The 26,047-nt window shown below is 70.5% G+C and carries 20 protein-coding genes; 7 read left to right on the top strand and 13 right to left on the bottom strand.

Going from position 1 to position 26,047, the window contains the following annotated elements; genetic code table 11:
* Positions 1–19: 19 nt before the first annotated feature.
* From ACFVTC_RS05270 to ACFVTC_RS05260, 3 genes are all read right to left on the bottom strand, one after another.
* The gene (locus ACFVTC_RS05270) at positions 20–856 is read right to left on the bottom strand and encodes an ABC transporter permease (protein WP_390124111.1); all 837 of its coding nucleotides are present in this window, start codon (positions 854–856) and stop codon (positions 20–22) included.
* A 109-nt stretch (positions 857–965) separates the two neighbouring features.
* Entirely contained in the window at positions 966–1,937 is a 972-nt protein-coding gene (locus ACFVTC_RS05265; RefSeq protein WP_390124704.1) for an ABC transporter ATP-binding protein, read from the bottom strand.
* A gap of 307 nt (positions 1,938–2,244) precedes the next feature.
* Positions 2,245–3,462: an NYN domain-containing protein gene (locus ACFVTC_RS05260; protein WP_390124109.1), complete on the bottom strand. Its 1,218-nt coding sequence runs from the start codon at positions 3,460–3,462 to the stop codon at positions 2,245–2,247.
* A gap of 229 nt (positions 3,463–3,691) precedes the next feature.
* Here ACFVTC_RS05260 and ACFVTC_RS05255 point away from each other — a divergent pair, with 229 nt between their 5' ends.
* A complete protein-coding gene (locus ACFVTC_RS05255) occupies positions 3,692–3,868 on the top strand; it encodes a hypothetical protein (protein ID WP_351718453.1) in 177 nt (58 codons plus the stop codon).
* A 93-nt stretch (positions 3,869–3,961) separates the two neighbouring features.
* Here the strand turns inward: ACFVTC_RS05255 and dnaE are convergent, their stop codons facing one another.
* Entirely contained in the window at positions 3,962–7,501 is a 3,540-nt protein-coding gene (gene dnaE, locus ACFVTC_RS05250) for a DNA polymerase III subunit alpha (RefSeq protein ID WP_390124106.1), read from the bottom strand.
* Positions 7,502–7,782: 281 nt separating this feature from the next.
* On the opposite strand from dnaE, the gene ACFVTC_RS05245 reads away from it, so the two are divergent.
* From ACFVTC_RS05245 to ACFVTC_RS05230, 4 genes are all read left to right on the top strand, one after another.
* Complete coding sequence (locus ACFVTC_RS05245; RefSeq protein ID WP_390124104.1) at positions 7,783–9,111, top strand: DUF2252 domain-containing protein; 1,329 nt, start codon at positions 7,783–7,785, stop codon at positions 9,109–9,111.
* A gap of 92 nt (positions 9,112–9,203) precedes the next feature.
* Positions 9,204–9,884: a hypothetical protein gene (locus tag ACFVTC_RS05240; protein WP_390124102.1), complete on the top strand. Its 681-nt coding sequence runs from the start codon at positions 9,204–9,206 to the stop codon at positions 9,882–9,884.
* Positions 9,885–9,963: 79 nt separating this feature from the next.
* On the top strand, positions 9,964–10,776 hold the full coding sequence (locus ACFVTC_RS05235; RefSeq protein WP_390124099.1) for a DsbA family protein: 813 nt from the start codon (positions 9,964–9,966) through the stop codon (positions 10,774–10,776).
* Between the two features lie 130 nt (positions 10,777–10,906).
* Positions 10,907–12,574, top strand: a complete 1,668-nt coding sequence (locus ACFVTC_RS05230) for an alkaline phosphatase D family protein (protein ID WP_390124097.1) — start codon at positions 10,907–10,909, stop codon at positions 12,572–12,574.
* 111 nt (positions 12,575–12,685) lie between these two features.
* Here ACFVTC_RS05230 and ACFVTC_RS05225 read toward each other — a convergent pair whose 3' ends face one another.
* Positions 12,686–13,261, bottom strand: a complete 576-nt coding sequence (locus ACFVTC_RS05225) for a dienelactone hydrolase family protein (RefSeq protein WP_390124095.1) — start codon at positions 13,259–13,261, stop codon at positions 12,686–12,688.
* A 108-nt stretch (positions 13,262–13,369) separates the two neighbouring features.
* Between ACFVTC_RS05225 and ACFVTC_RS05220 the strand changes: the two genes are divergently transcribed.
* Positions 13,370–14,512, top strand: a complete 1,143-nt coding sequence (locus ACFVTC_RS05220) for a mechanosensitive ion channel family protein (protein ID WP_390124093.1) — start codon at positions 13,370–13,372, stop codon at positions 14,510–14,512.
* A gap of 175 nt (positions 14,513–14,687) precedes the next feature.
* Here the strand turns inward: ACFVTC_RS05220 and ACFVTC_RS05215 are convergent, their stop codons facing one another.
* From ACFVTC_RS05215 to ACFVTC_RS05195, 5 genes are all read right to left on the bottom strand, one after another.
* Positions 14,688–16,274 (bottom strand): Na+/H+ antiporter, encoded by a 1,587-nt coding sequence (locus tag ACFVTC_RS05215; protein WP_168527688.1) that lies wholly within the window; start codon positions 16,272–16,274, stop codon positions 14,688–14,690.
* Between the two features lie 106 nt (positions 16,275–16,380).
* The gene (locus ACFVTC_RS05210) at positions 16,381–16,848 is read right to left on the bottom strand and encodes a GNAT family N-acetyltransferase (protein ID WP_390124091.1); all 468 of its coding nucleotides are present in this window, start codon (positions 16,846–16,848) and stop codon (positions 16,381–16,383) included.
* On the bottom strand, positions 16,845–17,789 hold the full coding sequence (locus ACFVTC_RS05205; RefSeq protein ID WP_390124089.1) for an RluA family pseudouridine synthase: 945 nt from the start codon (positions 17,787–17,789) through the stop codon (positions 16,845–16,847). The genes ACFVTC_RS05210 and ACFVTC_RS05205 overlap by 4 nt, the downstream gene beginning before the upstream one ends.
* A gap of 143 nt (positions 17,790–17,932) precedes the next feature.
* Entirely contained in the window at positions 17,933–18,589 is a 657-nt protein-coding gene (gene lspA / locus ACFVTC_RS05200) for a signal peptidase II (RefSeq protein ID WP_390124086.1), read from the bottom strand.
* A gap of 92 nt (positions 18,590–18,681) precedes the next feature.
* On the bottom strand, positions 18,682–19,635 hold the full coding sequence (locus ACFVTC_RS05195; RefSeq protein WP_390124084.1) for a TraR/DksA C4-type zinc finger protein: 954 nt from the start codon (positions 19,633–19,635) through the stop codon (positions 18,682–18,684).
* Positions 19,636–20,265: 630 nt separating this feature from the next.
* On the opposite strand from ACFVTC_RS05195, the gene ileS reads away from it, so the two are divergent.
* Positions 20,266–23,403: an isoleucine--tRNA ligase gene (gene ileS / locus ACFVTC_RS05190; RefSeq protein ID WP_390124082.1), complete on the top strand. Its 3,138-nt coding sequence runs from the start codon at positions 20,266–20,268 to the stop codon at positions 23,401–23,403.
* Between the two features lie 313 nt (positions 23,404–23,716).
* On the opposite strand, the gene ACFVTC_RS05185 is transcribed toward ileS, so the two are convergent.
* The 3 genes from ACFVTC_RS05185 to ACFVTC_RS05175 are packed head-to-tail and all read right to left on the bottom strand — an operon-like array spanning position 23,717 to position 26,020.
* The gene (locus ACFVTC_RS05185) at positions 23,717–24,997 is read right to left on the bottom strand and encodes a DivIVA domain-containing protein (protein WP_390124080.1); all 1,281 of its coding nucleotides are present in this window, start codon (positions 24,995–24,997) and stop codon (positions 23,717–23,719) included.
* 46 nt (positions 24,998–25,043) lie between these two features.
* Positions 25,044–25,328 carry a YggT family protein gene (locus ACFVTC_RS05180; RefSeq protein WP_028803186.1) on the bottom strand — a complete coding sequence of 95 codons (285 nt, stop codon included), beginning with the start codon at positions 25,326–25,328 and terminating at the stop codon, positions 25,044–25,046.
* Between the two features lie 50 nt (positions 25,329–25,378).
* On the bottom strand, positions 25,379–26,020 hold the full coding sequence (locus tag ACFVTC_RS05175) for a cell division protein SepF (RefSeq protein ID WP_153291078.1): 642 nt from the start codon (positions 26,018–26,020) through the stop codon (positions 25,379–25,381).
* Between the last annotated feature and the right edge of the window lie 27 nt (positions 26,021–26,047).

The following is a 26,047-nucleotide window of genomic DNA, read 5'->3' as shown; positions in this document are numbered from 1 at the left end:
GGCCCGGCCGTCGGCCGCGTCACCGGACGGCCGCCCGGCGGTACGCCCAGGTCGCCACGGCCAGCGAGGCGACCCCGACGCCCGCGCAGACGGCGAGGTCACCGAGGACGAAGGTCCAGTCCGGATGCGCCCCGAAAGTCCGTGCGAAGGCTTCGACGCCGTACGTCGAAGGCAGCAGATCACGCCCGTACTGCACGACCGTCGGCAGCCGGTCGGCCGGCAGCACCCCCAGCAGCAGCGCCGCGGACATGCCCAGCTGCCCCAGCAGCGTCGCGAGCTCGGGCCGCGGCGCGAGCAGCCCGAGCGCCGCGCCCAGCCCGGCGAGCGCCGCGCCCGCGAGCGGGATCACCGCCACGAGCACCCACAGGTGAGCCATCGGCAGCCCGAAGAGCACACAGCCGAAGACGGCGGTGGCGACGGTCCCGGGCACGGTGAAGGACGCGTACGCGCCCGCGGCACCGAGCACGACGGCCGCCGGCGGCACGGGCAGTGTCGCGTAGTGGTCGAGGCCGCCGCTGGACCGCAGGTGCCCGAAGTACTGCGCGAGGAGGTTCAGCGCGACGAAGGCGACCACGAGGACCGACGCCCCGGCCACCACGGCCCGCGCCTCGCCCCCGCCGTCCACCACACCCCGCATCAGGATCATGATCCCGACGGACTGGAAGGTGGCCACGAACAGCAGCGGGATCCGCGCCACGCGCGCCCGGGAGAGCTGCGCCCGGTACACGGCGGCGAGGGAGGGCCACAGCCGTGCCCTCGGCCCGAGTTCCACGGCGTCGCCGATCTCCTCGGCCACGGCCAGCGCGCTGCCCGGCAGCACCTCTGCGGGTACGACACCGGCGGGTACGACACTCACGTCGAGCTGCTCCTCTTCGCTCGGGCAGCCGTCCTGTCCCTGTTGCGCACACCCATGACGCCCCTCCCCGTCCGTACAGACTCCCCTACGGATTCCAGGCCCCTCCCGCTCACGCCTTCACCAGCCCCTGTGTGTCGCCGCCGAGCGCCAGGTACACGTCCTCCAGGCTCGGCGTGGCCAGGGTGAAGTCGTCGAGCGCGGCGAAGGCGGCGCCGCCGGTGACCGTGGCGACCGCCGCGCGGGCCTCCTCGGGCGCGAGCCGGAGGGTCCAGCGGCGGCCCGACTCGACGGCCCGGGAGCGCAGCGCGGCGACCTCGGGCACGTCCAGCGGGGCGTTCTCGCGCCAGACGAGTTCGACCCGGACCTCGCCCGCGACCCGCTCCTTGAGACCGGCCGGGGTGTCGCAGGCGATGACGCGGCCGCGGTCGAGGACCGCGACCCGGTCGAGGACGGTCTCGGCCTCGATGACGTTGTGGGTGACCAGCAGCACGGTCGTACCGCGCTCGGCCCTGCGCCGGTCGACGGCGGCCCAGACGGCCCGCCGGGCGACGGGGTCCATTCCGGTGGTCGGCTCGTCGAGGACCAACAGCGGCCGCTCCCCGACGAGTGCGGCGGCGACGCAGGCGAGTCGCCGCTGTCCGCCCGACAGCTTCTTCAGGGGACGGGAGGCCAGCGGCGTCAGACCCAGCTCGTCGAGGACGGCGTCCCGCTCGGCCCGTGCGTCGCGGAGCTCCAGCCCGCGCAGTCGCCCGGTCGTCTCCGCCGCCAGCGACACGGTCAGCTCGTCGAGGGCGGTGGACTCCTGTCCGAGGTAGGCGAGGATCCGCGCCGCCCGCTCGGGGTGGCGCACGATGTCGTGGCCGAGGATCTCGACACTGCCGCTGTCGGGTCGCATGAGTCCGGTGAGCTGGCGGACGAGGGTCGACTTGCCGGCGCCGTTCGGCCCGAGCAGTCCGAAGATCTCGCCGCGCCGGATGTCCAGCCGTACCCCGTCGGTGGCCCGCACCTCGGGCGTGCCGGGGGCGCCCCGGCGTCCGCGGACGGCCGGATAGGTCTTGGTCAGCGCGCGCACCGCGCACACGAGACCGCCCCCGTGTCCGTTCCGGACTGCCTGTGCCGTGCGCGTACTCACGAAGGACGAGCCTACGGGGTCCGATGCCCCGTTATGCGCCCGGGGCCCTCGCCTCAGCCCGGTCCCGAGCCGCGCTGGACCGGGTCTCGAGCCCGGCATGCGCTCGGCCGCCTCTTGCGCGGGCCCGGACCCGGCGGGCTCCTTCACGGGCTCGGACGGCCCTGTGACCGGCTCCCGCCCACCCGCGGCGGAGGAAGCGCAAGAGGAGCGGACGGCGGCTCGAAGGGCTTCGGCGGGGGTTCGACGGCTCCCCGGTTCACTCCCCGGCAGGGGCGTGCTCCGCGGCCGTACGCACGTCGATCTCGCGCCAGAAGCCGGCTCTGATGGCATAGCGGTCGTGCTCGTCGATCTGGTCGTCCTTGTGCGCGAGCAGTCCGAAGCGCGCGGCGTAGCGCAACAGCTCGCCGTCGACGCGGTGCGGGACGCGCGGGTACATCGCGGACAGCTTCTGCAGATGACTCTGGTCCGTCAGCCGCCCCATCCAGCGGCGCGCGAAGACCTGTCCGACCTCGTAGGGGTCGCCGCCGACCGTGGTGATGTCCTCCTCCCGGTCGGCCCAGCGCTGCTCGGCGGAGGTGAGCTGGGCGAGCGTGGGCAGTGCGGCGGCCTCGGCGGACTCCGTGGTGCCCCCCGGGCGCTCGACCCACCCCTTGTCGGAGGACCAGCGCAGGGTGGCACTGGTGGGGGGCTGGACGGCCTGGACGCCGGGCGCGCGCAGTGCGGCGAGGTCCTTGGGCGTGGGGACGCCCTTGGGGGCCGGAACGCGCTCCTCGGCGCCGTTGTGCGACTCGGTGACCGGGCCGTGCTCCACATCCTGGGCGGGGCGCTCCGCGGAGCCGGCGAGCGAGGAGTCGGGCAGCGGTGCGGAGAGGATCGCGGCGATCTCGGGACGCGGCGCCGGCGGTGGCGCGCAGATCCCGCCGATCTCCTTGGCCCGTACCGCCTTGGTGATCCAGGCCCGGTCCAGCACTCGCCGCTCGTCGGCCTCGGCGACCAGGTCCTCGGACTGGTTGTAGTCCCCGTCGGCGGCCTGTACGGCCCACAGGTGTACGGCGACACCGTGCTCCTTGGCGGCCATCATGCCCGGCAGCAGATCGCCGTCACCCGTCACCAGGACCACGTCGGAGCAGGCGCGGTTGCGGGCGAGTTCGGTGAGCTCGGCGTGCATGGCGGCGTCGACGCCCTTCTGCGCCCACCGCCCGTCGCTGCGGGTCAGCGCGCCCAGGCGGACCGTCACCCGCGGCATCACCCTGAGCCTGCGGTGCTCGGGCTGCGGTACGCGGTCGGGGGCGCCGTCGAACCAGTAGATACGCAGCAGGGGCCGCTCCGTGTCGGATTCGGCACGGTCGCGCAGCCCCTGGATGAGGGCGCCGTGGTCGACGGTGATCCGGGATCTCGAGGGCTCCCCGGCCAGGAGACTGGCGGCGGCACCGAGCAGATACCCGGCGTCCACCAGGACGATGCAGCGGTCCACGGGGTCCACCCTCTTTCCGGTTTCCGGGATGTTTGCTTCGGGCTTCCTTCGAGTCTGCCCGACGCCGCGGAGGTTAACGGCCCGAACTCGATCTTCGGCGTGGCGTATCCGGGGATAACGCTCCGACAGGGCTTATTACGCACGGTAATTCTCCGAAATGCACTGCTTGTCAGGCTATGTGAATCTGGATCCGGCCCTGACCCCTCGGGCCCCACAGGAGGCAATCACCATGGCCAAGAACAAGAACCGCAAGCAGGGCAGCCAGCAGGACCGCTCCTCGCAGGCCGAACGCGCGCAGGAGCAGGCGCAGCGGTCCTCGACGGAGGCGCACACGCCGATGTCACAGGCCCAGGGCAGCCCCGCGGACGTAGCCCGCAAGCACCAGAAGCGCTTCGGCCACAACTGAGGCCACGCGTAAGGGCTGTTGAAGCCCGGACACACACCGAGGGGCGCATCCGGTCTTGGATGCGCCCCTCGCGTACCTCTGTCCCCGCCGGCGTCAGCCCGCCAGGCAGGCCGGGCCCAACAGGACCTTCAGGTCGCCGAAGAGGGCCGGATCGGGCTTCACCCGGTGCCGGTCGAGCCGCAGGACGGTGGTCTTGCGCGGGCCCTGGAGCCTGATGCGCACCTCGCTCTCGCCCTTGTGGTGGCTGAGGATCTCACCGAGCCTGCTGACCATCGGCGGAGTGACCTTCAGTGCCGGGATGGTGAGGATCACGGGCGCGTTGGTGCCCGCGTTGGACAGGTCCGGGACCTGGAGTTCCATCGCGACGAGGCGCGGCACGTCCTCGCGCTTGTCGAGGCGTCCCTTGACGAAGACGACCGCGTCCTCGACGAGTTGGGTGGACACCAGCTGGTACGTCGCGGGGAAGAACATGCACTCGATGGAGCCCGCGAGGTCCTCCACGGTGGCGATCGCCCAGGCGTTGCCCTGCTTGGTCATCTTGCGCTGCAGGCCGGAGATGATGCCGCCGATGGTGACGACGGCGCCGTCCGCGTGCTCACCGCCGGTGAGCTGGGAGATGCCCGCGTCGGCCTTGTCGGACAGCACGTGCTCCAGGCCGAACAGCGGGTGGTCGGAGACGTAGAGACCGAGCATCTCGCGCTCCTGGGCGAGGAGATACGCCTTGTCCCACTCGTCGGTCGTGAACTCGACGTCGAGTCCGAAGCCGGGCTCGCTGGTGTCCTCCTCGCCCATGCCGCCGAAGAGGTCGAACTGGCCCTCGGCCTCCTTGCGCTTGACCTGCACCACGTTGTCGATCATCGGCTCGAACTGCGCGGTGAGGCCCTTGCGGGTGTGCCCCATGGTGTCGAACGCGCCGGCCTTGATCAGCGATTCCGTGGTGCGCTTGTTGCAGGCGACGGCCTCGACCTTGTCGAGGTAGTCGGGGAAGGAGGCGTACTTCCCCTTGGCCTTGCGGCTCTTGATGATCGACTCGACGACGTTCGTGCCGACGTTGCGGACGGCGGAGAGGCCGAAGAGGATCACGTCGTCGCCCTGGGCGGCGAAGTTCTGCTCCGACTCGTTGACGTTGGGCGGGAGCACCTTGATGCCCATGCGCCGGCACTCGTTGAGGTAGATCGCGGACTTGTCCTTGTCGTCCTTGACCGAGGTGAGCAGACCGGCCATGTACTCGGCCGGGAAGTTCGCCTTCAGGTAGGCGGTCCAGTACGAGACCAGGCCGTACGCGGCCGAGTGCGCCTTGTTGAACGCGTAGCCGGCGAAGGGCACCAGCACGTCCCACAGGGCCTGGATCGCCTCGGCGCTGTAGCCCTTCTTCTGGGCGCCCTCCTGGAAGAGGACGAAGTTCTTCGCCAGCTCGTCGGGCTTCTTCTTGCCCATCACGCGGCGGAGGATGTCGGCCTCGCCGAGCGAGTACCCGGCGATGATCTGGGCCGCCTTCTGCACCTGCTCCTGGTAGACGATCAGGCCGTAGGTGACCGCGAGGACCTCTTCGAGAGGCTCCGCCAGCTCCTTGTGGATCGGGGTGATCTCCTGGAGCTTGTTCTTGCGCAGCGCGTAGTTGGTGTGCGAGTCCATGCCCATCGGGCCGGGACGGTAGAGCGCCGAGACGGCGGAGATGTCCTCGAAGTTGTCGGGCTTCATCAGGCGCAGCAGCGAGCGCATGGGGCCGCCGTCGAACTGGAAGACGCCGAGGGTCTCGCCGCGCTGGAGCAGTTCGAAGGTCGTCGGATCGTCGAGCGGCAGGGCCAGCAGGTCGAGGTCGATGCCCTTGTTGGACTTCACCATCTTGACGGCGTCGTCCATGATCGTCAGGTTGCGCAGGCCGAGGAAGTCCATCTTCAGCAGGCCGAGCGACTCGCACTGCGGGTAGTCCCACTGGGTGATGGTCACGCCGTCCGTGTGCCGCACCCACACCGGGGCGTGGTCGACGATGGGCTCGCTGGACATGATGACGCCGGCGGCGTGCACGCCCATCTGCCGGACCAGGCCCTCGACGCCCTTGGCGGTGTCGATGACCTTCTTCACGTCCGGCTCGTTCTCGTACATCGCCCGGATCTCGCCGGCCTCGCTGTAACGGGGGTGCGAGGAGTCGGTGATGCCGTTCAGGTCGATGCCCTTGCCGAGGACGTCGGCGGGCATCGCCTTGGTGAGCCGGTCGCCCATGGCGTACGGGTAGCCCAGCACGCGCGCGGAGTCCTTGATGGCGTTCTTCGCCTTGATCTTGCCGTACGTGCCGATCATGGCGACCTTGTCGGCGCCGTACTTCTCGGTCACGTACCTGATCACCTCGACGCGCCTGCGCTCGTCGAAGTCGATGTCGACGTCGGGCATGGAGACGCGCTCGGGGTTGAGGAACCGCTCGAAGATCAGTCCGTGCGGGATCGGGTCGAGGTCGGTGATGCCCATCGCGTACGCCACGATCGAGCCGGCCGCGGAACCTCGGCCGGGGCCCACCGCGATGCCCTGCTTCTTGGCCCACATGATGAAGTCCGCGACGACGAGGAAGTACCCGGGGAACCCCATCTGGATGATGACGTCCATCTCGTACTCGGCCTGCTTCTGGCGGTCGTCGGGGACGCCGCCGGGGAAGCGGCGCTCCATGCCGAGGCGGACCTCCTCCTGGAACCAGGTGACCTCGGTGAAGCCGTCGGGGATGTCGAACTTCGGCATGAGGTTCTTCGCCTCGAACATGCCGGTCGTGTCGATCTGCTCGGCGACCAGGAGGGTGTTGGCGCAGCCCTCCTGCCAGGCGTCCGAGGAGTCGACCGCGTACATCTCGTCCGTCGACTTCAGGTAGTAACCGGTGCCGTCGAAGCGGAAGCGGTCCGGGTCGGAGAGGTTCTTGCCGGTCTGGATGCAGAGCAGGGCGTCGTGCGCGGTCGCCTCGTGCGCGTACGTGTAGTGCGAGTCGTTCGTCACCAGGGGCGGGATGCCGAGCTTCTTGCCGATCTCCAGGAGGCCGTCGCGGACCCGGCGCTCGATCTCGATGCCGTGGTCCATCAGCTCCAGGAAGTAGCGGTCCTTGCCGAAGATGTCCTGGTACTCGGAGGCCGCCTTCAGTGCCTCGTCGAACTGGCCGAGGCGCAGCCGGGTCTGGAGCTCGCCGGAGGGGCAGCCGGTGGAGGCGATGAGCCCCTCGGACCACTGGGAGATGGTCTCCTTGTCCATCCGGGGCCACTTCTGGAGCCAGCCCTCGGCGTACGCGTCCGAGGAGAGCTTGAAGAGGTTGTGCAGTCCCGTCCGGTTCGCCGCCCAGATCGTCTTGTGCGTGTAACCACCCGAACCGGACACGTCGTCGCGCTTCTGGTGCGGCTGGCCCCACTGGATCTTGCGCTTGTTGCGCCGGGACTCCGGGGCGACGTACGCCTCGATGCCGATGATCGGCGTGACGCCGGCCTTCTTGGCCGTGTGGAAGAAGTCGTACGCCCCGTGCAGGTTGCCGTGGTCGCTCATGGCGATGTGTGTCATGCCCATCTCATTGCAGGCATCGAACATGTCCTTGAGCCGCGCGGCACCGTCCAGCAGCGAGTACTGGGTATGGACGTGCAGGTGCGTGAACGGCGGCTTCGACACGGTTTCGGCCTCCAAGAAGAACGATCGGCGACAGTCTGGGGGGACAGCGTCGAAGTCTATGACGCGCGACTGACAGCCGGGATGAACACTGCGCCGCGAGGCGACGCGAGGCGGTGGTGGCCGGGTGACGCGCGGCCGGATCGGCCGTACCTTCGTGCGGGGAACGCGGGCACTCCCGCGTACCTTCGTCCGTTGGGAGGACGAAGACGTCCGTCCCGGGTGGACGGCCCTGTCGTCCTTCCCTCATGTCACGCACCACCTGCACCAGGAGGCACCCAGCGATGTCGGTCCCGCAGCTCAGCGCCGAGCAACGCGGCGAGCAGATCCTCGCCGTCTTCGACACCGCCTTCGGCGAGCTCCTGGCCGCCGACCCGGCCGCGTTCCGTGTGAAGTTCCGCAAGATGGCGGCCTCCGCCTTCGCGTTCTACCGGGGCACGGCGGGGCTCTTCTACCACGACCTCGAGGCCGACCGGCGGGGCGGACCGTACCTGGACGAGCGGACCTCCCGGGTGTGGATCCACGGCGACCTGCACGCGGAGAACTTCGGCACGTACATGGACGCCCAGGGCCGCCTGATCTTCAACGTGAACGACTTCGACGAGGCGTACGTCGGCCCCTTCACCTGGGACCTCAAGCGCTTCGCCGCCTCCGTGGCCCTCGTCGGCTACGCCAAGGCGCTCAGTGACGACCAGATCACCGAGCTGGTCACGGTGTACGCGACCGCCTACCGCGAGCGCATCCACTCCCTCGCCACCGGCGCCAAGAGCGACGAGGTGCCGCCCTTCACGCTGGACACCGCCGAGGGCCCGCTGCTGGACGCGCTGCGGGACGCCCGCTCGCTGACCCGCTTCGGACTGCTCGACTCGATGACCGAGATCCGTGACTTCGAGCGCCGCTTCGCCCCCGGCGGCGGCTCCATCGAGCTGGACGCGGCCACCCGCTACAAGGTGCTCGCCGCCTTCGACGGCTACCTGGAGACGCTCCCCGAGTCCTCGCTCGCCCGCCCGGACTCGTACCGCGTGAAGGACGTCGTCGGCCGCCGCGGCATCGGCATCGGCTCGGCCGGTCTGCCCTCGTACAACATCCTGCTGGAGGGCAACAGCGACGCGCTGGAGAACGACGTCGTGATCTACATCAAGCAGGCCCAGACCCCGGCCGTCTCCCGGCACATCACGGACTCCTCGATCCGCGACTACTTCCAGCACGAGGGCCACCGCACGGTGATCTCCCAGCGCGCGCTGCAGGCACACGCCGACCCGTGGCTGGGCTGGACCGAGCTGGACGGCGCGGGCCAGCTCGTCGCCGAGGTCTCGCCGTACGCGGTGGACCTGGACTGGAGCGACATCGACGACCCGGAGGAGATCGCCTCGGTCGTCGCCGACCTCGGCCGGGCCACGGCCGCGATGCACGCGGCGGCCGACGACGAGAGCGGCCACTCGGAGCTGGTGCCGTTCTCCACGGAGCGAGCCATCGACGCGGCGATCGCGGCCGACGAGGAGGGCTTCCCCGCCCTCCTCGTCGACTTCGCGCACAGCTACGGCGCCCGCGCGCGCGAAGACCACCAGATCTTCGTGGACCTGTTCCGCAACGGCCGGATCCCCGGCCTGTAGGCACGCCGGACGACGGACTCACAACGCTCCCGTAACACATAGGAACCCTTTAGGGGGCTCTTACGGGAGCGCGTGCGACACTCGGCTCCGCTATGGACATATCCGGGACCCAGCTCAGAGCCGTGCGCGCGGCACTGTTCACGGCTGTCGTCGTGACGCTCTCCGCCGCGTCGCACGTGCTGCTGTCCCGGGTGGCGCTGCCGCTGGGCACCGTGACCGCCATCACCGCCGCCGTCTTCGTCATCGCGTACGCGCTGGCGGGCCGCGAGCGCGGCTTCGGGCGGATCGCGGCCCTGCTCATCCCGCTGGAGCTGGCCGCCGACACGGTGTTCACCACGGGCCAGCACGTCTGTTACGGCAGGGCCGGCGGCCCGGTCGCGGGCCCGCTGCGCGCCATCGGCCTCGACGTGCTGTGCGGCGGCGACGTGGGCGCCCCACTGGCCCGTGTGACCGGCGGCGGCGACCGCGCCGCCACCCTGCTCGTGCACACCGACCCGGCCGCCGCCTGGCTGCTGCTCGCCGCGCACGTCGTCGTCGGGCTCCTCGCCGCCGCCTGGTTGCGCCGCGGCGAACGGGCCCTGGACCAGCTGCTGCGCGCCGTCGCCGCGTCCACCTTCCGGCCGCTGTTGATCGCGGTCGCCGCGGTGACCGTACGACTGACCCCGGTACGCCGGCTCCCGCGCCCCGCGCGCCGGAGCGCCCCTGCCCGTACGCGCCTGTTCGTGCACTCACTGGGACGGCGTGGCCCGCCCCGCTCGGCCGCTCTCGCCTGAGCGAGAACCCCTGAGCACCAGCGGTCCCCCTTACGTATCCCGCGTACGACGAGTACGCGCCCCCATGGAGATCACCAACATGAGCAAGCGGAACAGCCAGACGGCCAAGTCGGCGGCGCGCGAGAGGCTGCGTATCGAGCGCGAGCGCCAGGCCAAGCGGGACAGGATCAAGCGCCAGGTCATCGTGGCCGGCGGCATCGTCGCCGTCCTCGCGATAGCGGGCGGCGTCGGCTACGCGGTCGTGCAGAACAACAAGCCCGGATACTGGGAGGCCGCCAAGGACGACAAGCTCGTCAAGCCGGCCAACACCACCGGCGCCGACGGCACCACCGTCGTGCTCGGCAAGAGCACCGCCAAGAAGACCCTGGTGATGTACGAGGACCCGCGCTGCCCGATCTGCGCCCAGTTCGAGCAGACCGTCGGCAGCACCGTCAAGAAGGACTACGACGACGGCAAGTTCAAGATCGAGTACGTCGGGGCCACGTTCATCGACAACGGCAACCCCGGCGAGGGCTCGAAGAACGCCCTCAGCGCCATGGGCGCCGCGCTGAACGTGAGCCCCGAGGCCTTCCTCGAGTACAAGACCGCGCTGTACTCGGCGAAGTACCACCCCGAGGAGACGGACGACAAGTTCAAGAGCGACGACTACCTGATCAAGGTCGCGGACACGGTCTCCGCCCTCAAGGGCAACGCGGCCTTCCAGAAGGCCGTGAAGGACGGCACCTACGACAAGTGGGCGCTCGACATGTCCGAGAAGTTCAACAAGAGCGGCGTGCAGGGCACCCCCACCCTGAAGATGGACGGCAAGACGCTGACGGGCTCCGACGGCAAGAACGCGCCGATGACCGTCGCCGACTTCACGACGGCGATCGGCAAGGCCCTCGGCGCCTGATCCCTCGGGCCGTTCCGGAGCACCGCCCGCGGCGGGAGCGCCGGGCCGAAATTGTCCAACAGCCGAAGAGCGGGCGAACTTTCCCGGTTCGCCCGCCCTTTGTGCGTACCGGTCGGTAACCTGACCGCTCGTGACCAGTCGTTTGAGCTCATCCGACCCCTCGGGCGCCGTCAACTCCCGCGCCCCACGCCGCCGTACGGTCGTCAAGGCCGCGGCCGCCGGCGCCGTACTCGCCGCCCCGCTCGCGGCAGCCCTGCCGGCCCGCGCCGCCGAGGCTCCCGCCTTCCTGCACGGCGTCGCCTCCGGCGACCCGCTCCCGGACGGTGTCCTGCTGTGGACCCGGGTGACCCCCACCTCCGCGGCGATACCCGGCTCCGGCATCGGCCCGGACACCGAGGTCGGCTGGACCGTCGCCAAGGACAAGGCGTTCACCACGATCGTCGCCAAGGGCTCCCTCACCGCGACGGCCGCCTCCGACCACACCGTCAAGGCCGACATCCGCGGCCTGGAACCGGCCACCGACTACTGGTTCCGCTTCTCCGCGGGCGGCACCGACTCACCCGTCGCCCACACCCGCACCACACCGGCCGCCGACGCCTCCGTGGCCGGCCTGCGCTTCGGCGTGGTCTCCTGCTCCAACTGGGAGGCCGGCTACTTCTCGGCCTACCGCCACCTAGCGGCCCGGGGCGACCTGGACGCCTGGCTGCACCTCGGCGACTACATCTACGAGTACAAGTCCGGCGAGTACGGGACCCGAGGCACGGTCGTACGGCCGCACTCCCCCGCCGGCGAGATCCTCACCCTCGCCGACTACCGCACCCGGCACGGCCGTTACAAGACCGACCCGGATCTCCAGGCCCTGCACCACAAGGCGCCGGTCGTGGCGATCTGGGACGACCACGAGTTCGCCGACAACGCCTGGTCGGGCGGCGCGGTCAACCACACCGAGGGCGCCGAGGGCACCTGGACGGCCCGTCAGGCCGCCGCGAAGCAGGCCTACTTCGAGTGGATGCCGGTCCGCCCGGCGATCGAGGGCACCACCTACCGCCGGCTGCGCTTCGGCAAGCTCGCCGACCTCTCCCTGCTCGACCTGCGTTCCTTCCGGTCCCAGCAGGCGTCCACGGCCAGCGGCTCGGTCGACGACCCGGACCGCACGATCACCGGCCGCGCCCAGCTCGACTGGCTGAAGTCCGGGCTCAAGGCATCGGACACCACCTGGCGGCTGGTCGGCAACTCGGTGATGATCTCGCCGTTCGCGGTGGGGTCCCTCTCCGCGGACCTGCTCAAGCCGCTCGCCAAGCTGCTCGGCCTGCCCGGGGAGGGCATCGCCCTCAACACCGACCAGTGGGACGGCTACACCGACGACCGCCGCGAACTCCTCGCGCACCTGCGCTCCAACGCCATCCGCAACACGGTCTTCCTGACCGGTGACATCCACATGGCGTGGGCCAACGACGTGCCGGTGGACGCCGGCACCTACCCGCTGTCCCCCTCCGCCGCCACGGAGTTCGTGGTCACCTCGATGACCTCCGACAACCTCGACGACATCGTCAAGGTCCCCGAGGGCGTCGTCTCGGCGATCGCCTCCCCCGTCATCCGCGCGGCGAACCGGCACGTCCACTGGGTCGACACCGACCGCCACGGATACGGCGTCCTGGACATCACCGCCACCCGGGCGCAGATGGACTACTACGTGATCTCCGACCGCACGAACCCGAACGCCACCTCGTCCTGGACCCGTTCGTACCGCACGCCGAACGGATCGCAGAAGGTGGAGCGGACCTACGACCGGGTGTAGACGGGTCGCGGACGCCGGATGCCGGACCACGGCAACGGCAACGGCAACGGCAACGGCAACGGCAACGGCAACGGCAACGGCAACGGCAACGGTCTACGGCTACGGCTACGGCTACGGCTGGAGACCGTCGAGGAAGCCGAGCGCCACCTTCCAGGTGGCCTCGGCCGCCTCGGCGTCGTGGTCGGGCAGTCCGGGGTCGGTGTAGAGGTGGCCGGCGCCCGCGTACCGGTAGATCTCCACATCGGCCCCCGCTCTCCGCATCTGCAGATACCAGGCGCCCAGCCAGTCGTCCGTCTCGAACTGGTCGGGCTCGGCGACATGGAGCTGGACCGGCAGTTCGTCCACCGACGCGTTCTCCGCGATGTCCGACGTGCCGTGCAGCAGGAGCAGGCCGCGGGCCTTCTCGTCGCCGAGCGCCAGGGTCTGCGCGAGGGAGGCGCCGAGGGAGAACCCGGCGTAGACCAGACCCCGGTCCGAATAGGGCGCGGCGGCCAGGACCGCGCGCTTGAGCAGCTCGACCTTGCCGATGCCTTCGTTGAAGGCCATGCCCTCCTCCACGGTCTCGAAGGTGCGCCCCTCGAAGAGGTCGGGCGTCCACACCTCGTGTCCCGCGGCCCGCAGCCGGTCGGCCGCCGCGCGCACCGCGGGCCGGGGACCGTACGTCGAGTGGAAGAGCATGATGTTCATGAGTCCCATGGTGCCAGCCGGCACCGACAGTGACGGGCGCGGGGCGTACCCCGTTCCCTCGCGAGAACACATGTTCATGACCGCCCGTGGCCGGTTACGTTCTCAGGCATGGAGAACGTACTGCGCCCGATGATCGTCGTCGGCGGCTCGGTCGTGCTCGCGCTGCTCATCGGGTGGTCCGTGGACCGCCTGTTGCGCCGGGTGGACGACCGTCACGGCGAGACCTCCCTGTGGGGTCTGCTCCGCCGGGGCCGCATCCCCTTCCAGCTGGTCCTGTTCGCGGCTCTGCTCAGAGGCTCGTACGACGAGGCGAAGCTGCTGGTGGAGCACCGGACCGGTATCGGCAGGACCCTGACCCTGATCCTGATCGGTGCCGCCGCGTGGCTGGTGGTGAGCATCGCGACGGCGATCGTCGACACCTCGTACTCCCGTTACGCGAACGCGCACCGCGATCCGGCGCGGGTGCGCCGGGTGCGCACCCAGGTCGCGCTGATCCAGCGGGTGGTCACCGCAGTCGTCGGCGTCGTGGCGATCGCCGCGATGCTGCTCACCTTCCCGGCGATGCGCGCTGCCGGTGCCTCACTGCTGGCCTCGGCCGGAATCCTCGGCATCGTCGCCGGTGTCGCCGCCCAGTCCACGCTGGCGAACCTCTTCGCCGGGCTGCAGATCGCCTTCGGCGACATGGTGCGGCTCGGTGACACGGTCGTGGTGGACGGTGAGTGGGGGACGGTCGAGGAGATCACTCTGACGTTCCTGACGGTCCGGACCTGGGACGAGCGCCGGATCACCATGCCGGTCTCGTACTTCACCTCGAAGCCCTTCGAGAACTGGTCGCGCGGCACCCCGCAGATGACCGGCATCGTCTTCTTCCACCTCGACCACAGCGCGCCGGTGGAGGCCATGCGCGAGAAGCTGCGGGACATCCTGCGCGAGTGCCCGGCCTGGGACGGCCGTGACTACGGTCTGGCGGTCACCGACTCGACGCCCAACACCATCCAGGTGCGCGCCCTGGTCACGGCCAAGGACGCGGACGACATCTGGACGGTGCGGGTCACGGTGCGCGAGCGGATGATCCGCTGGCTGACCGAGAAGCATCCCTACGCCCTCCCCCGCGTCAACACGGCGGAGGCGGTGCCGCCGCCGGGGCAGCTCCCCGGCCCGACCCGCACCGAGCCCGACAGCGCGGCGACCACCCGCCACAATCACGCCCACACCTCCGGCCCGCCACGCACGGGTCCGGGCCGCGGCTGACCTCACCGACCGACCGCCCCACCCGCCCACCACGAGATCCCGCGGGCGCGGGGGATTCCCCGCGGGGTCGCCCCCGGGAATCCCCGCGGGCGACCCGCACCACCCGGTGGACCGGAGGCGGACGGCGCGCGACGGCTCTCGGGCGGGCGGGCACGCTCCCAGGGCCCGCGCACCGTCAGCGCAGGCTGCGCACGTCCAGATGCCGCAGCACCCGGTCCACGATCTCCGGATCCGCCCCCGGCTCACTGCGTGCGGACAGCACCTCGTGCCGGGCCGCGCTCATCATCTCCCCCTGGATGCGCCGGATCCGCTTGATCCGCCGCGCCCGCTGCTCGTACGCCTCGCGCCGTTCCTCGTCCCCCAGGTCCGGACTGATCCGCGTCCCGATGTCGAAGGCCCGCCGCAGCAACTGCTCGGACACCTCCTCCGACAGCTCCTCGACCTCCTCGATCTCCTTCAGCCTCCGCTTCGCGGCCTTGGCCGCCCGGATCGCCAGCTCCTTCTCGAAGGCCTTCTCGACATCCTCGTCGGCCCGCACCCCGAGCCGTCTGACGAGCCACGGCAGCGTGAGCCCCTGCAGCACGAGCGTCGCCATGATCACACCGAAGGCGATGAACACGATCTCGTCCCGGTCGGGGAACGGCGACCCGTCGTCCATCTTCAGCGGAATCGCCAGCGCGAGGGCCACGGAGGCGACCCCCCGCATCCCGGACCACCACATCACCACGGTCTCCCGCCACGACGTGGGGATCTCCTCGTCGTAGTCCCGCTTCGCGTGCAGCCGTTTCGTCAGCCAGGTCGCCGGCAGCAGCCATGCCAGCCGTACGAGCACGACGACGGCGACGATCGCGGCCGCCCACCCGAGCATCTCGCCCCACCGTCCGGCCGCCGTCCGGATCGCGTTGTGCAGCTCCAGCCCGATCAGTCCGAACGCGACGCCGGTGACGAGCGTGTCCACCACGTCCCAGAACGTGTGTCCGGCGAGCCGTGTCATGACGTCGTCGGCGTCGGTGGCGTACTCCGCCAGGAACAGGGCGGTGGTGAGCACGGCGAGCACCCCGGAGCCGTGCAGCTCCTCCGCCAGTACGTAAGCGGCGTAGGGCACCAGCAGCGTCAGCCCGATCTGCAGCGTGGCGTCGCCGAGCATGTCCATGAGTTTGTTCGCGGCCCACCCGAGTCCCACCCCGGCGGCGACCGCGACGACCGCGGACAGCACCAGATCGAGCCCGGCCCGCCACGGTGAGAAGGACCCGCTCACGGCGGCGGCGATCGCGACGTGGTAGAGCACGATGGCCGTCACGTCGTTGAAGAGCCCCTCGCCCTCCAGGATCGACACCAGTCGGCGGGGCAGTCCGAGCTGTCCCGCGACGGCGGTCGCGGCGACCGGGTCGGGCGGCGCCACGAGCGCGCCCAGCGCGACGGCGGCGGCGAGCGGCAGCCCCGGCACGATGGTGTTGGCGACGACCGCCACCGCCGCGGTGGTGAGGAACACCAGCGCGACGGCCAGCAGGAAGATCGGCCGTTTGTTGGCGGTGAACTGTCTCCACGAGGTCCGCCGCACCGACGCGTACAGCAGCGGCGGCAACAGCAGCGGCAGGATCAGGTCCGGCCTGATGTCCACGTTGGGCACGAAGTCCAGTACGGCCAGCACGATCCCGAGAAGCGTCATCAGCACCGGCGCCGGCAACCCCCAGCGGTCCCCCACCGGGACGCTCACCACGGCCCCGAGCAACAGCACGAACAACAGGGCCAACTGATCCACGGTCAGCGCTCCCGCGAGGTCTAGGCGATCAAGGAGGGGCCGGACCTCCAGCCTGCCACGCCGCTACGACGATGCCCTCCCGGCAGGCCCCCGCCGGGCGCACCTCTCACAAGGTCTTGCGCATCGCCCGGTGGTCGATCCCCGCGTCGAGGAACTCCTCGCCGTACGCCACGTATCCGAGCCGCTCGTAGAAGCCCAGCGCATGCGTCTGCGCGTGCAGATCCACCGACGTGAGTCCACGCGCGCGTGCCGCGTCCTCGATGGCTCCGACGAGGGCGACCCCCACGCCGAGCCCGCGCGCCTCCTTGGTCACGGCGAGCCGTCCCAGCGAACCGACGCGCGGGTCGCCGCCGGTCTTCGCTGCCGCGTCCTCGCCGGACAGGAGCCGCCCGGTACCCAGCGGCGTACCGTCGTCACGGACGGCCAGCACATGCAGCGCCCCGGCGTCGTGGGCGTCGTACTCGATGTCCTCGCTGACGCCCTGCTCGCCGACGAAGACCTCCTTGCGCACCGCGAAGCACGCCTCACGGTCGGCGGTGTCCTCGGCCACCCGCAGCGTGTACGGGACGGTCATGCGTTGCTCTCCTCACGCACCTTGTCGAGGGCGTTCTGCAGGTCCTCGGGGTAGTCGCACCCGAACTCGACCCACTGGCCGTCCCCCGGGTGTTCGAAGCCGAGCCGGACCGCGTGCAGCCACTGCCGGGTGAGGCCGAGGCGCTTGGCGAGCGTGGGGTCGGCGCCGTAGGTCAGGTCACCGACACAGGGATGGCGGTGGGCCGACATGTGGACGCGGATCTGGTGGGTGCGCCCGGTCTCCAGCTTGATGTCGAGCAGGGAGGCCGCGCGGAACGCCTCCACCAGGTCGTAGTGCGTGACCGACGGCTTGCCCTCGGCCGTGACGGCCCACTTGTAGTCGTGGTTCGGATGCCGGCCGATGGGCGCGTCGATGGTACCGCTCGTCGGGTCCGGGTGGCCCTGCACGAGCGCGTGGTAGCGCTTGTCGACCGTGCGCTCCTTGAACTGGCGCTTGAGCGACGTGTACGCGTACTCGGACTTGGCGACGACCATCAGGCCTGACGTGCCCACGTCGAGACGGTGCACGATGCCCTGGCGCTCGGAGGCGCCCGAGGTGGAGATGCGGTAGCCGGCGGCCGCGAGCCCGCCGATCACGGTCGGTCCCGACCAGCCGGGGCTGGGGTGCGCGGCGACGCCGACCGGCTTGACGATCACGACCACGTCGTCGTCGTCGTGCACGATCTCCATGCCCTCGACGGGCTCGGCGACGATCTGCACGGGGGCGGCAGCCTGCGGCATCTCGACTTCCAGCCAGGCGCCGCCGTGCAGCCGCTCGGACTTGCCGACCACCGAACCGTCGACCGTGACCTTCCCCGCCGCGGCGAGCTCGGCGGCCTTCGTGCGGGAGAAGCCGAACATCCGGGAGATGACGGCGTCGACGCGCTCGCCCTCCAGGCCGTCGGGCACGGGCAGGGTACGGATCTCGGGAACGGTGCTCACCCGTCGAGTATGCCGGACCGGCCGGACACCCCCTGACCAGAGGCCGAACGCCAGTGCCCCCTAGAGGGCCCCGGCGGCCGGTCCGCACGGGTTCTCGCGCGGGTCATCCCTCGTCGGGGCCTGTCGGGACCCGTCAGGGCTCGTCAGTCCTTGTGGACGGTCCCGTCGGGGTCCAGCCCGCGGAAGGACAGCAGCACGATGAGGATGCCGCCGCACACGATCGCCGAGTCGGCCAGGTTGAAGACGGCGAAGTGCTTGGGCGCGATGAAGTCGACGACCGCGCCCTCGAAGATGCCGGGCGAGCGGAAGATCCGGTCGGTGAGGTTGCCCAGCGCACCGCCCAGCAGCAGACCGAGCGCGATCGCCCAGGGCAGGCTGTAGAGCTTGCGCGCGAGCCGGGCGATCACGATGATCACCGCCGCGGCGATCATCGTGAAGATGATCGTGAACGCCTCGCCGAAGCCGAAGGCGGCGCCCGCGTTGCGAATGGCCTCGAACTTCAGCCAGTCCCCGACGATCTCGATCGGCGCGTGGTGCTCCAGCCTGGCGACCACGAGCAGCTTGCTGCCGAGGTCGAGGGCGTACGCCAGCACGGCGACCGTGAACAGGACGGCGATCCTGCGCTTGCCCTTCGGCGGCTGTGCCGCCGCGCCGTCGTCCGTCCCGGACCGCTCGGCCGGGGACGACAGGCCGGAGCCGGAGCGGTCGCCCGGCGTCGTGTTCCCGTCGGACTGCTCCGGCTCGGATCCCGCCGCTCCTGGGGAATCCGGCGTACCGATGATGCGCTCCGCCTCTGCCACGTGAGTGAGTCCCTCGACCTAGGTGCCTGACTGAGGACGAGGGTACGTCACACCCCCCGGCATTCACGTGCGCAGGAGCCCTCCCACGCCGTTCAGTACCGGCGTTCCTGCTTCTGCTTGCATTCGACGCACAGCGTGGCGCGCGGGAAGGCCTGCATCCGGGCCTTGCCGATGGGGTCGCCGCAGTTCTCGCAGAGCCCGTACGTGCCCGCGTCGAGCTTCTCCAGGGCGCGCTCCGTCTGGACGAGCATCTCGCGCGCGTTGGCCGCCAGCGCCATCTCCGACTCGCGGGTGATGTTCTTCGTGCCGGTGTCCGCCTGGTCGTCACCCGCGCCGTCCCCGGAGTCGCGCATCAGGCCCGCGAGCGACTCCTCCGACGACGTGATCTCCGTGCTCAGCCGCAGCGCCTCGGACTGCAGCTCCGCGCGCGCCTCCGCGACCTCCGCGGGGGTCCAGGGGTCCTCGCCAGGGCGCACCGCGAGCTCGCCGGGCTCCACCGCGGAGATCCGCGCCTTGGGGAGCGCGGTGGGCTTCCCGGCCGCCGTGGCCGTGCCAGGGGTCTTCTTCGCAACCACCGTCGGGGCTCCCGTCGTCTTCGCGGCCAGGGCCGCATCCTCGGCCGCGGACGCGGCCGTCTTCTTCGCCCTGCTCGCGTTCTTCTTCGCCGCGCCCGTGCTCTTCTTCGTCGTGCCCGTGCTCTTCTTCGCCGCACCGGTGGCCTTCTTGGCCGTCCCGGCGCTCTTCCCGGCCGCGCTCCGGACGGCCCGCTTCACGGCGCCGCCCTTCGCGGTGGCGCCCGCCGGTCCCGGTTCCTCCGGGACGGACTTCTCGGCCACCGCCCTCTTGGTGGCCGTCTTCTCGGCGACGGTCTTCTTGGTACCCGTTTTTCCGGCGGCCGTGCTCACCGGTGCGCTGCCGCTCCCGTGCCCGCTCCCGTGCTCCGCCGGTGCCCCCTGTGCGCTCTTCTTGCCACCCACGTCCTTGGCCGCCGGACCCGTGGATCTTCCGGACGCCGACTGCTGTACGGCGGTCTTTTTCGCCACCATGGCCGCGGCCCCTTCACATATTGTGATCTTGCGCGCAAATCGCTCTGGGACGATAAATCGACTTCCGGCCCGCGGCAACGGGGCACGCCCACCTTCCGGCCGCCCCACAGGTTCCGCCTGACGAGCCTGCATGCGTTGTGCCCAGCTCCCCGCCGGGTAATCCGCCAGGCCCGGCGTCCCGCAACACGGACCACGGCGCCTGCCCATTCGGGTCAGCCCGCGAGCCGCCGGGGCACCCCGGCCCGCACCGGCCGAGGCGTCGGGAAAACCGGTCGGACACCGTGCGCGCGGCGCCGTACACTGGGCGCAGCGAGAAGCGTGGATGGGGACGAGTAGCGGCGTACGCGGCCAGGAGCGACCCGGGGACGGTGGAAGCCCGGGGGCGAGCGCGACGCGAAGATCACCCCGGAGCCGCCGGAAGAAAGCCGTGGCCGACAGGCGGCGGCCGGTAGACCCGGCATCGCGACCCCAATGAGGGGGTTCACCGGCGCACAGCGCGTGCCGGGGGGCCAAGGAGGGTGGTACCGCGGGAGCACGCCGCACACGGCGTCCGCAGCAGCTACTGGGCAGCGGCACGGGCTCTCGTCCCTCCGGACGGAAGGCAGAAAGTCCGCCGGAGGAAGCTCGCTGATGACAACGCCGACGTACCGCCAGGTGCCCGCCCAGGTCGACCTGCCCGCCCTCGAGCACGCCGTGCTCGATTTCTGGCGCGAGCAGAAGATCTTCGCCAAGAGCCTCGAGCGGTCCGAGGGACGCCCTGAATGGGTCTTCTACGAAGGACCGCCCACCGCGAACGGCATGCCGGGAGCGCACCACATCGAGGCGCGCGTCTTCAAGGACGTCTTCCCGCGCTTCCGCACCATGCGCGGGTATCACGTGGCCCGCAAGGCCGGCTGGGACTGCCACGGCCTGCCGGTGGAGCTCGCCGTGGAGAAGGAGCTCGGTTTCACGGGCAAGCAGGACATCGAGGCGTACGGCATCGCCGAGTTCAACGCCAGGTGCCGCGAGTCCGTGACCCGTCACACCGACGCCTTCACCGACCTCACGAACCGCATGGGCTACTGGGTCGACCTGGACGACGCGTACCGCACGATGGACCCCGAGTACGTGGAGTCCGTGTGGTGGTCGCTGAAGGAGATCTTCAACAAGGGTCTACTGGTCCAGGACTACCGCGTCGCCCCCTGGTGCCCCCGCGACGAGACGGGCCTGTCGGACCACGAGCTGGCGCAGGGCTACGAGACGATCGTCGACCCGTCCGTGTACGTCCGTTTCCCGCTCACCTCCGGCCCGCTGGCCGGCGAGGCCGCCCTCCTGGTGTGGACGACGACCCCGTGGACGCTGGTCTCCAACACCGCGGTCGCCGCGCACCCCACCGTCACCTACGTGGTCGCCACGAACGGCGAGGAGAAGCTCGTCGTCGCCGAGCCGCTCCTCGGGAAGGCGCTCGGCGAGGGCTGGGAGACCACCGGTGAGACCTTCACCGGCGCCGAGATGGAGCGCTGGACGTATCAGCGTCCGTTCGAGCTGGTGGAGTTCCCCGAGCCCGCCCACTACGTGGTGAACGCGGAGTACGTGACGACCGAGGACGGTACGGGTCTGGTCCACCAGTCCCCCGCCTTCGGCGAGGACGACCTCAAGGTCTGCCGCGCCTACGGGCTGCCGGTGGTGAACCCCGTCCGCCCGAACGGCACCTTCGAACAGGACGTCCCGCTCGTCGGCGGCGTCTTCTTCAAGAAGGCCGACGAAAAGCTCACCGAGGACCTCCAGGCCCGCGGGCTGCTCTTCAAGCACGTCCCGTACGAGCACAGCTACCCGCACTGCTGGCGCTGCCACACCGCGCTCCTCTACTACGCGCAGCCGTCCTGGTACATCCGCACCACCGCCGTCAAGGACCGTCTCCTCGAGGAGAACGAGAAGACCAACTGGTTCCCCGAGTCGGTCAAGCACGGCCGCTTCGGCGACTGGCTGAACAACAACATCGACTGGGCGCTGTCCCGCAGCCGCTACTGGGGCACCCCGCTCCCGCTGTGGCGCTGCGAGAACGACCACCTCACCTGCGTCGGCTCCCGCGCGGAGCTGACCGAGCTGACCGGCACCGACCAGTCGGAACTGGACCCGCACCGCCCGTACATCGACGCCGTCACCTTCGCCTGCCCCCAGTGCGAGGCGACGGCGACCCGCGTCCCCGAGGTCATCGACGCCTGGTACGACTCGGGCTCGATGCCGTTCGCGCAGTGGGGCTACCCGTACAAGAACAAGGAGATCTTCGAGAGCCGCTACCCGGCGCAGTTCATCTCGGAGGCCATCGACCAGACGCGCGGCTGGTTCTACACGATGATGGCGGTCGGCACCCTCGTCTTCGACCAGTCGTCCTACGAGAACGTGGTGTGCCTGGGCCACATCCTCGCCGAGGACGGCCGCAAGATGTCCAAGCACCTGGGCAACATCCTGCAGCCGATCCCGCTCATGGACCAGCACGGCGCGGACGCGGTGCGCTGGTTCATGGCCGCCGGCGGCTCCCCCTGGGCGGCCCGCCGCGTCGGCCACGGCACCATTCAGGAGGTCGTCCGCAAGACCCTCCTGACCTACTGGAACACGGTCGCCTTCCAGGCTCTGTACGCCCGCACCTCCGGCTGGGCGCCCAGCGAGGCGGACCCGGCGCCGGCCGACCGCCCGGTCCTCGACCGCTGGCTCCTCTCCGAGCTGCACGCCCTCACCGACCAGGTGACCCAGGCACTGGAGACCTACGACACCCAGCGCGCCGGAAAGCTCCTCTCGGCGTTCGTCGACGACCTGTCCAACTGGTACGTGCGCCGCTCGCGCCGCCGCTTCTGGCAGGGCGACAAGGCCGCGCTGCGTACCCTGCACGAGGTCGTCGAGACCGTGACGCGCCTGATGGCCCCGCTGACCCCGTTCATCACCGAGCGGGTCTGGCAGGACCTGATCGCGCCGGTCACGCCGGACGCTCCCGAGTCCGTACACCTGTCGTCGTGGCCGGAGCCGGACCTGTCCGCCATCGACCCCGGGCTGTCGCGGCAGATGGTGCTGGTCCGCCGTCTCGTCGAGCTCGGCCGCGCCACCCGCGCGGAGTCGGGCGTCAAGACCCGCCAGCCGCTGTCCCGCGCGCTGATCGCGGCGACCGGCTTCGACTCCCTCGACCCCGAACTGCACGCGCAGATCACGGAGGAGCTGAACGTCAGCGGTCTCGCCTCGCTCTCCGAGGTGGGCGGCTCACTGGTCGACACCACCGCCAAGGCCAACTTCCGCGCGCTCGGCAAGCGCTTCGGCAAGGGCGTCCAGGCCGTCGCGAAGGCGATCGCCGAGACGGACGCGGCGGCCCTCTCCCTCGCCCTGCGCGAGGGCACGGCCGCGGTACTGGTCGACGGCGAGACGGTCCCCCTGGCTCCGGACGAGGTCATCATCACGGAAACCCCGCGCGAGGGCTGGTCGGTGGCGTCCGACTCCGGCGCCACGGTCGCCCTCGACCTGGAGATCACCGAGGAACTGCGCCAGGCCGGCCTCGCCCGTGACGCGATCCGCCTCATCCAGGAGGCCCGCAAGAACAGCGGCCTCGACGTGGCCGACCGGATCGCGCTGCGCTGGACGTCCACCGACCCGGCCGTCATCGCGGCCCTGTCCGAGCACTCCGACCTCATCGCCGACGAGGTCCTCGCCACGGACTTCGCCCAGGGTCAGGCCGAGGACACCTATGGCGCCCCGTTCACCGACGAGTCCCTGTCGCTGACCTTCCGTCTGCACAAGGCGTAGCACCGGGCGGCGGGGCCGTCGACCTGAACGGCCCCGCCCCCGAACGCCGGACGGCCTGGAGGACGGCACGACGTCCCCAGGGGCGCGAGGAGCCACGCGACCGGCCCCCGCCACCCGGCAACCCGAGAACGACCCGGCCGGGGCCCGCCAAAGATCTTGGCGGGCCCCGGCTTTCGGCGTTGCGCATCCCGTACAGATGCCCCAGGGAAACCGCACACCCGCCCGGAACAGCACGGCAAAAGGGCGGGGCCCCCGGAAGATCCGGGGGCCCCGCCCTGAACGCCGGCCGACGCCTAAGGCGTACGGGAGGCCGTCAGTTGTCGTCCTCGTCGATCAGGAAGCCGCGCATCGGCGAGGGCGCCTGCTGCATCGGCGACGGGCCCTGGGGCCGCACCGGAGCCATCGGCTGGGTCATCGCCGGGGACATCTGCTGCTGCCCGCCGTAGGACGGCGCCGCCGGTGCCGGAGCACCGCCCATGCCCTGGCCACCGCCGTACGACGGCGCGCTCGCGCCGGCCGGAGCCATCGAGGGCGCCGAGGGCGAAGGCAGGGAGGGAGCGGCCGGGGAACGCGGCGGGGCGAGCGAGTCGTCCGCCTGCGTCTCCAGCTGGCGCAGCTGCGACTCCAGGTAGGACTTCAGACGCGTGCGGTACTCGCGCTCGAAGCCGCGAAGGTCCTCGACCTTGCGCTCCAGCGTGGCGCGGGCGGACTCCAGGGAGCCCATCGCGACGCGGTGCTTCTCCTGCGCGTCCCGCTCCAGCGCGTCGGCCTTGGCACGGGCGTCGCGCTCCAGACCCTCGGCGCGGCTGCGGGCCTCACCGACGATCTTGTTGGCCTCGGAACGGGCCTCGGCGATCGCCTGGTCGGCGGTCTGCTGGGCCAGCGAGAGCACCCGGGCGGCGCTGTCGCCACCGGGACCCTGACCGGGCTGTCCCATCTGCGGGCCGTGACCGCCCATGGGCCCACCCATGGGTCCGCCCATCGGGCCACCCATCTGCTGCTGCATCTGGCCGGGCATCTGCTGCTGCATCTGCTGACCGGGGCCCTGACCCATCGGACCCTGACCCATGGGGCCCTGACCCATCGGACCCTGACCCATCGGACCCTGACCCATGGGGCCCTGGCCCATCTGGCCCTGACCCATGGGGCCCTGGCCCATCGGACCCTGGCCCATGGGGCCTTGACCCATCGGACCCTGGCCCTGCTGGCCGCCCTGGGCGCTGGGGCCCGCGGGCAGCTGCGGCGCACCGCTCGGCAGCTGGGGCGGACCGCCCATGGGGCCACCCATCTGCTGCTGCGGCGGACCCGATATGCCGGCGGGTACGGGAGCGCCCGGACCGCGCATGCCCTGCGGCGGCCCCTGCTGCTGGTCCTGCTGCTCGGGCGGCTTGCGCATGCCCTGCTGCTGGTTCTGCGCGGCCGCGCGCGTGGCAGCGGCCAGCTTGGCGCGCAAGTCCTCGTTCTCGCGGAGCAGTCGCGTCAGTTCGGCTTCGACCTCGTCGAGGAAGGCATCGACCTCGTCCTCGTCATAGCCTTCTCGGAGGCGGACGGTCGTGAACTGCTTGTTCCGCACGTCCTCGGGGGTCAACGGCATCTCTTCACCTCAACGTAGTCGTCGGCATTCGGCAAGACCGTATCGTTCACAGCCGGCTCACGACGGAGATCAGGATGTAGACGATGATCATCAGTACGAAGAAGGACAGGTCGAGCGCCACGCCCCCGAGACGCAGCGGCGGAATGAACCGCCGCAGAAGCTTGAGCGGTGGATCGGTGACAGTGTAAGTGGCCTCGAGAACGACCACCATCGCCTTGCCGGGCTGCCATGAGCGGGCGAACTGGAAGACGTAGTCCATGACCAACCGGAAGATCAGCACGATGAGGAAACACATCAGCGCGATGTAGAGAACCTGCCCAACCACGCTCATGATCCGTGCTTCCCTCTCCCCTGTTTCCCTGCGTTGTCCGGTCCAGCGTCTCAGCTCTGGTTGAAGAACCCGCCCTCTGCGATGCGGGCCTTGTCCTCCGCCGTGACATCGACGTTAGCAGGCGACAACAGGAACACCTTCTGCGTCACCCGCTCGATGCTGCCGTGGAGACCAAACACCAAACCGGCCGCAAAGTCGACAAGTCGCTTCGCGTCCGTGTCATCCATCTCGGTCAGATTCATGATCACCGGAGTGCCCTCACGGAAGTGTTCCCCGATGGTACGGGCCTCGTTGTACGTCCGCGGGTGGAGGGTGGTGATCCGGTACGGCTCTCGTTCCGACACGACCTTGGGCATGATCACCGGTGCGTTCTTCTCCAGGCTCGCGCGTTCTTGTGTGATGGATGCCACGGGCGCGATCCGCGCCGGACGGCCTGATTCCGCAGAGAGCGAAGCGGAATGCGGCACGGGGTCGCGTTGCGCGGGAGGCTGCACCACTCGTACCGATTCGTCCCGTTGGGACTGGTGCGCCTGATGTGACTGGTGCGGCGGCTCATGCCGCCGGCGGTCCCGCTCGGGCTCCGGATCAAGCTCGGGCTCGAACTCGTCGTCGGGGTCGAATCCCCTGCCGTCGTACCCATCGTCCTCCACGAGGCCGAGGTAGACCGCCATCTTGCGCATCGCGCCGGCCATGCTCTGAGTCCTCCGCTCTGTGGTGGA

Source organism: Streptomyces sp. NPDC057950 (assembly GCF_042887295.1).
GTDB classification, from domain to species: domain Bacteria; phylum Actinomycetota; class Actinomycetes; order Streptomycetales; family Streptomycetaceae; genus Streptomyces; species Streptomyces kaempferi.
Note: the sequence above shows the minus strand (reverse complement) of the source record. Positions and strands in the feature narration are given on the sequence as shown.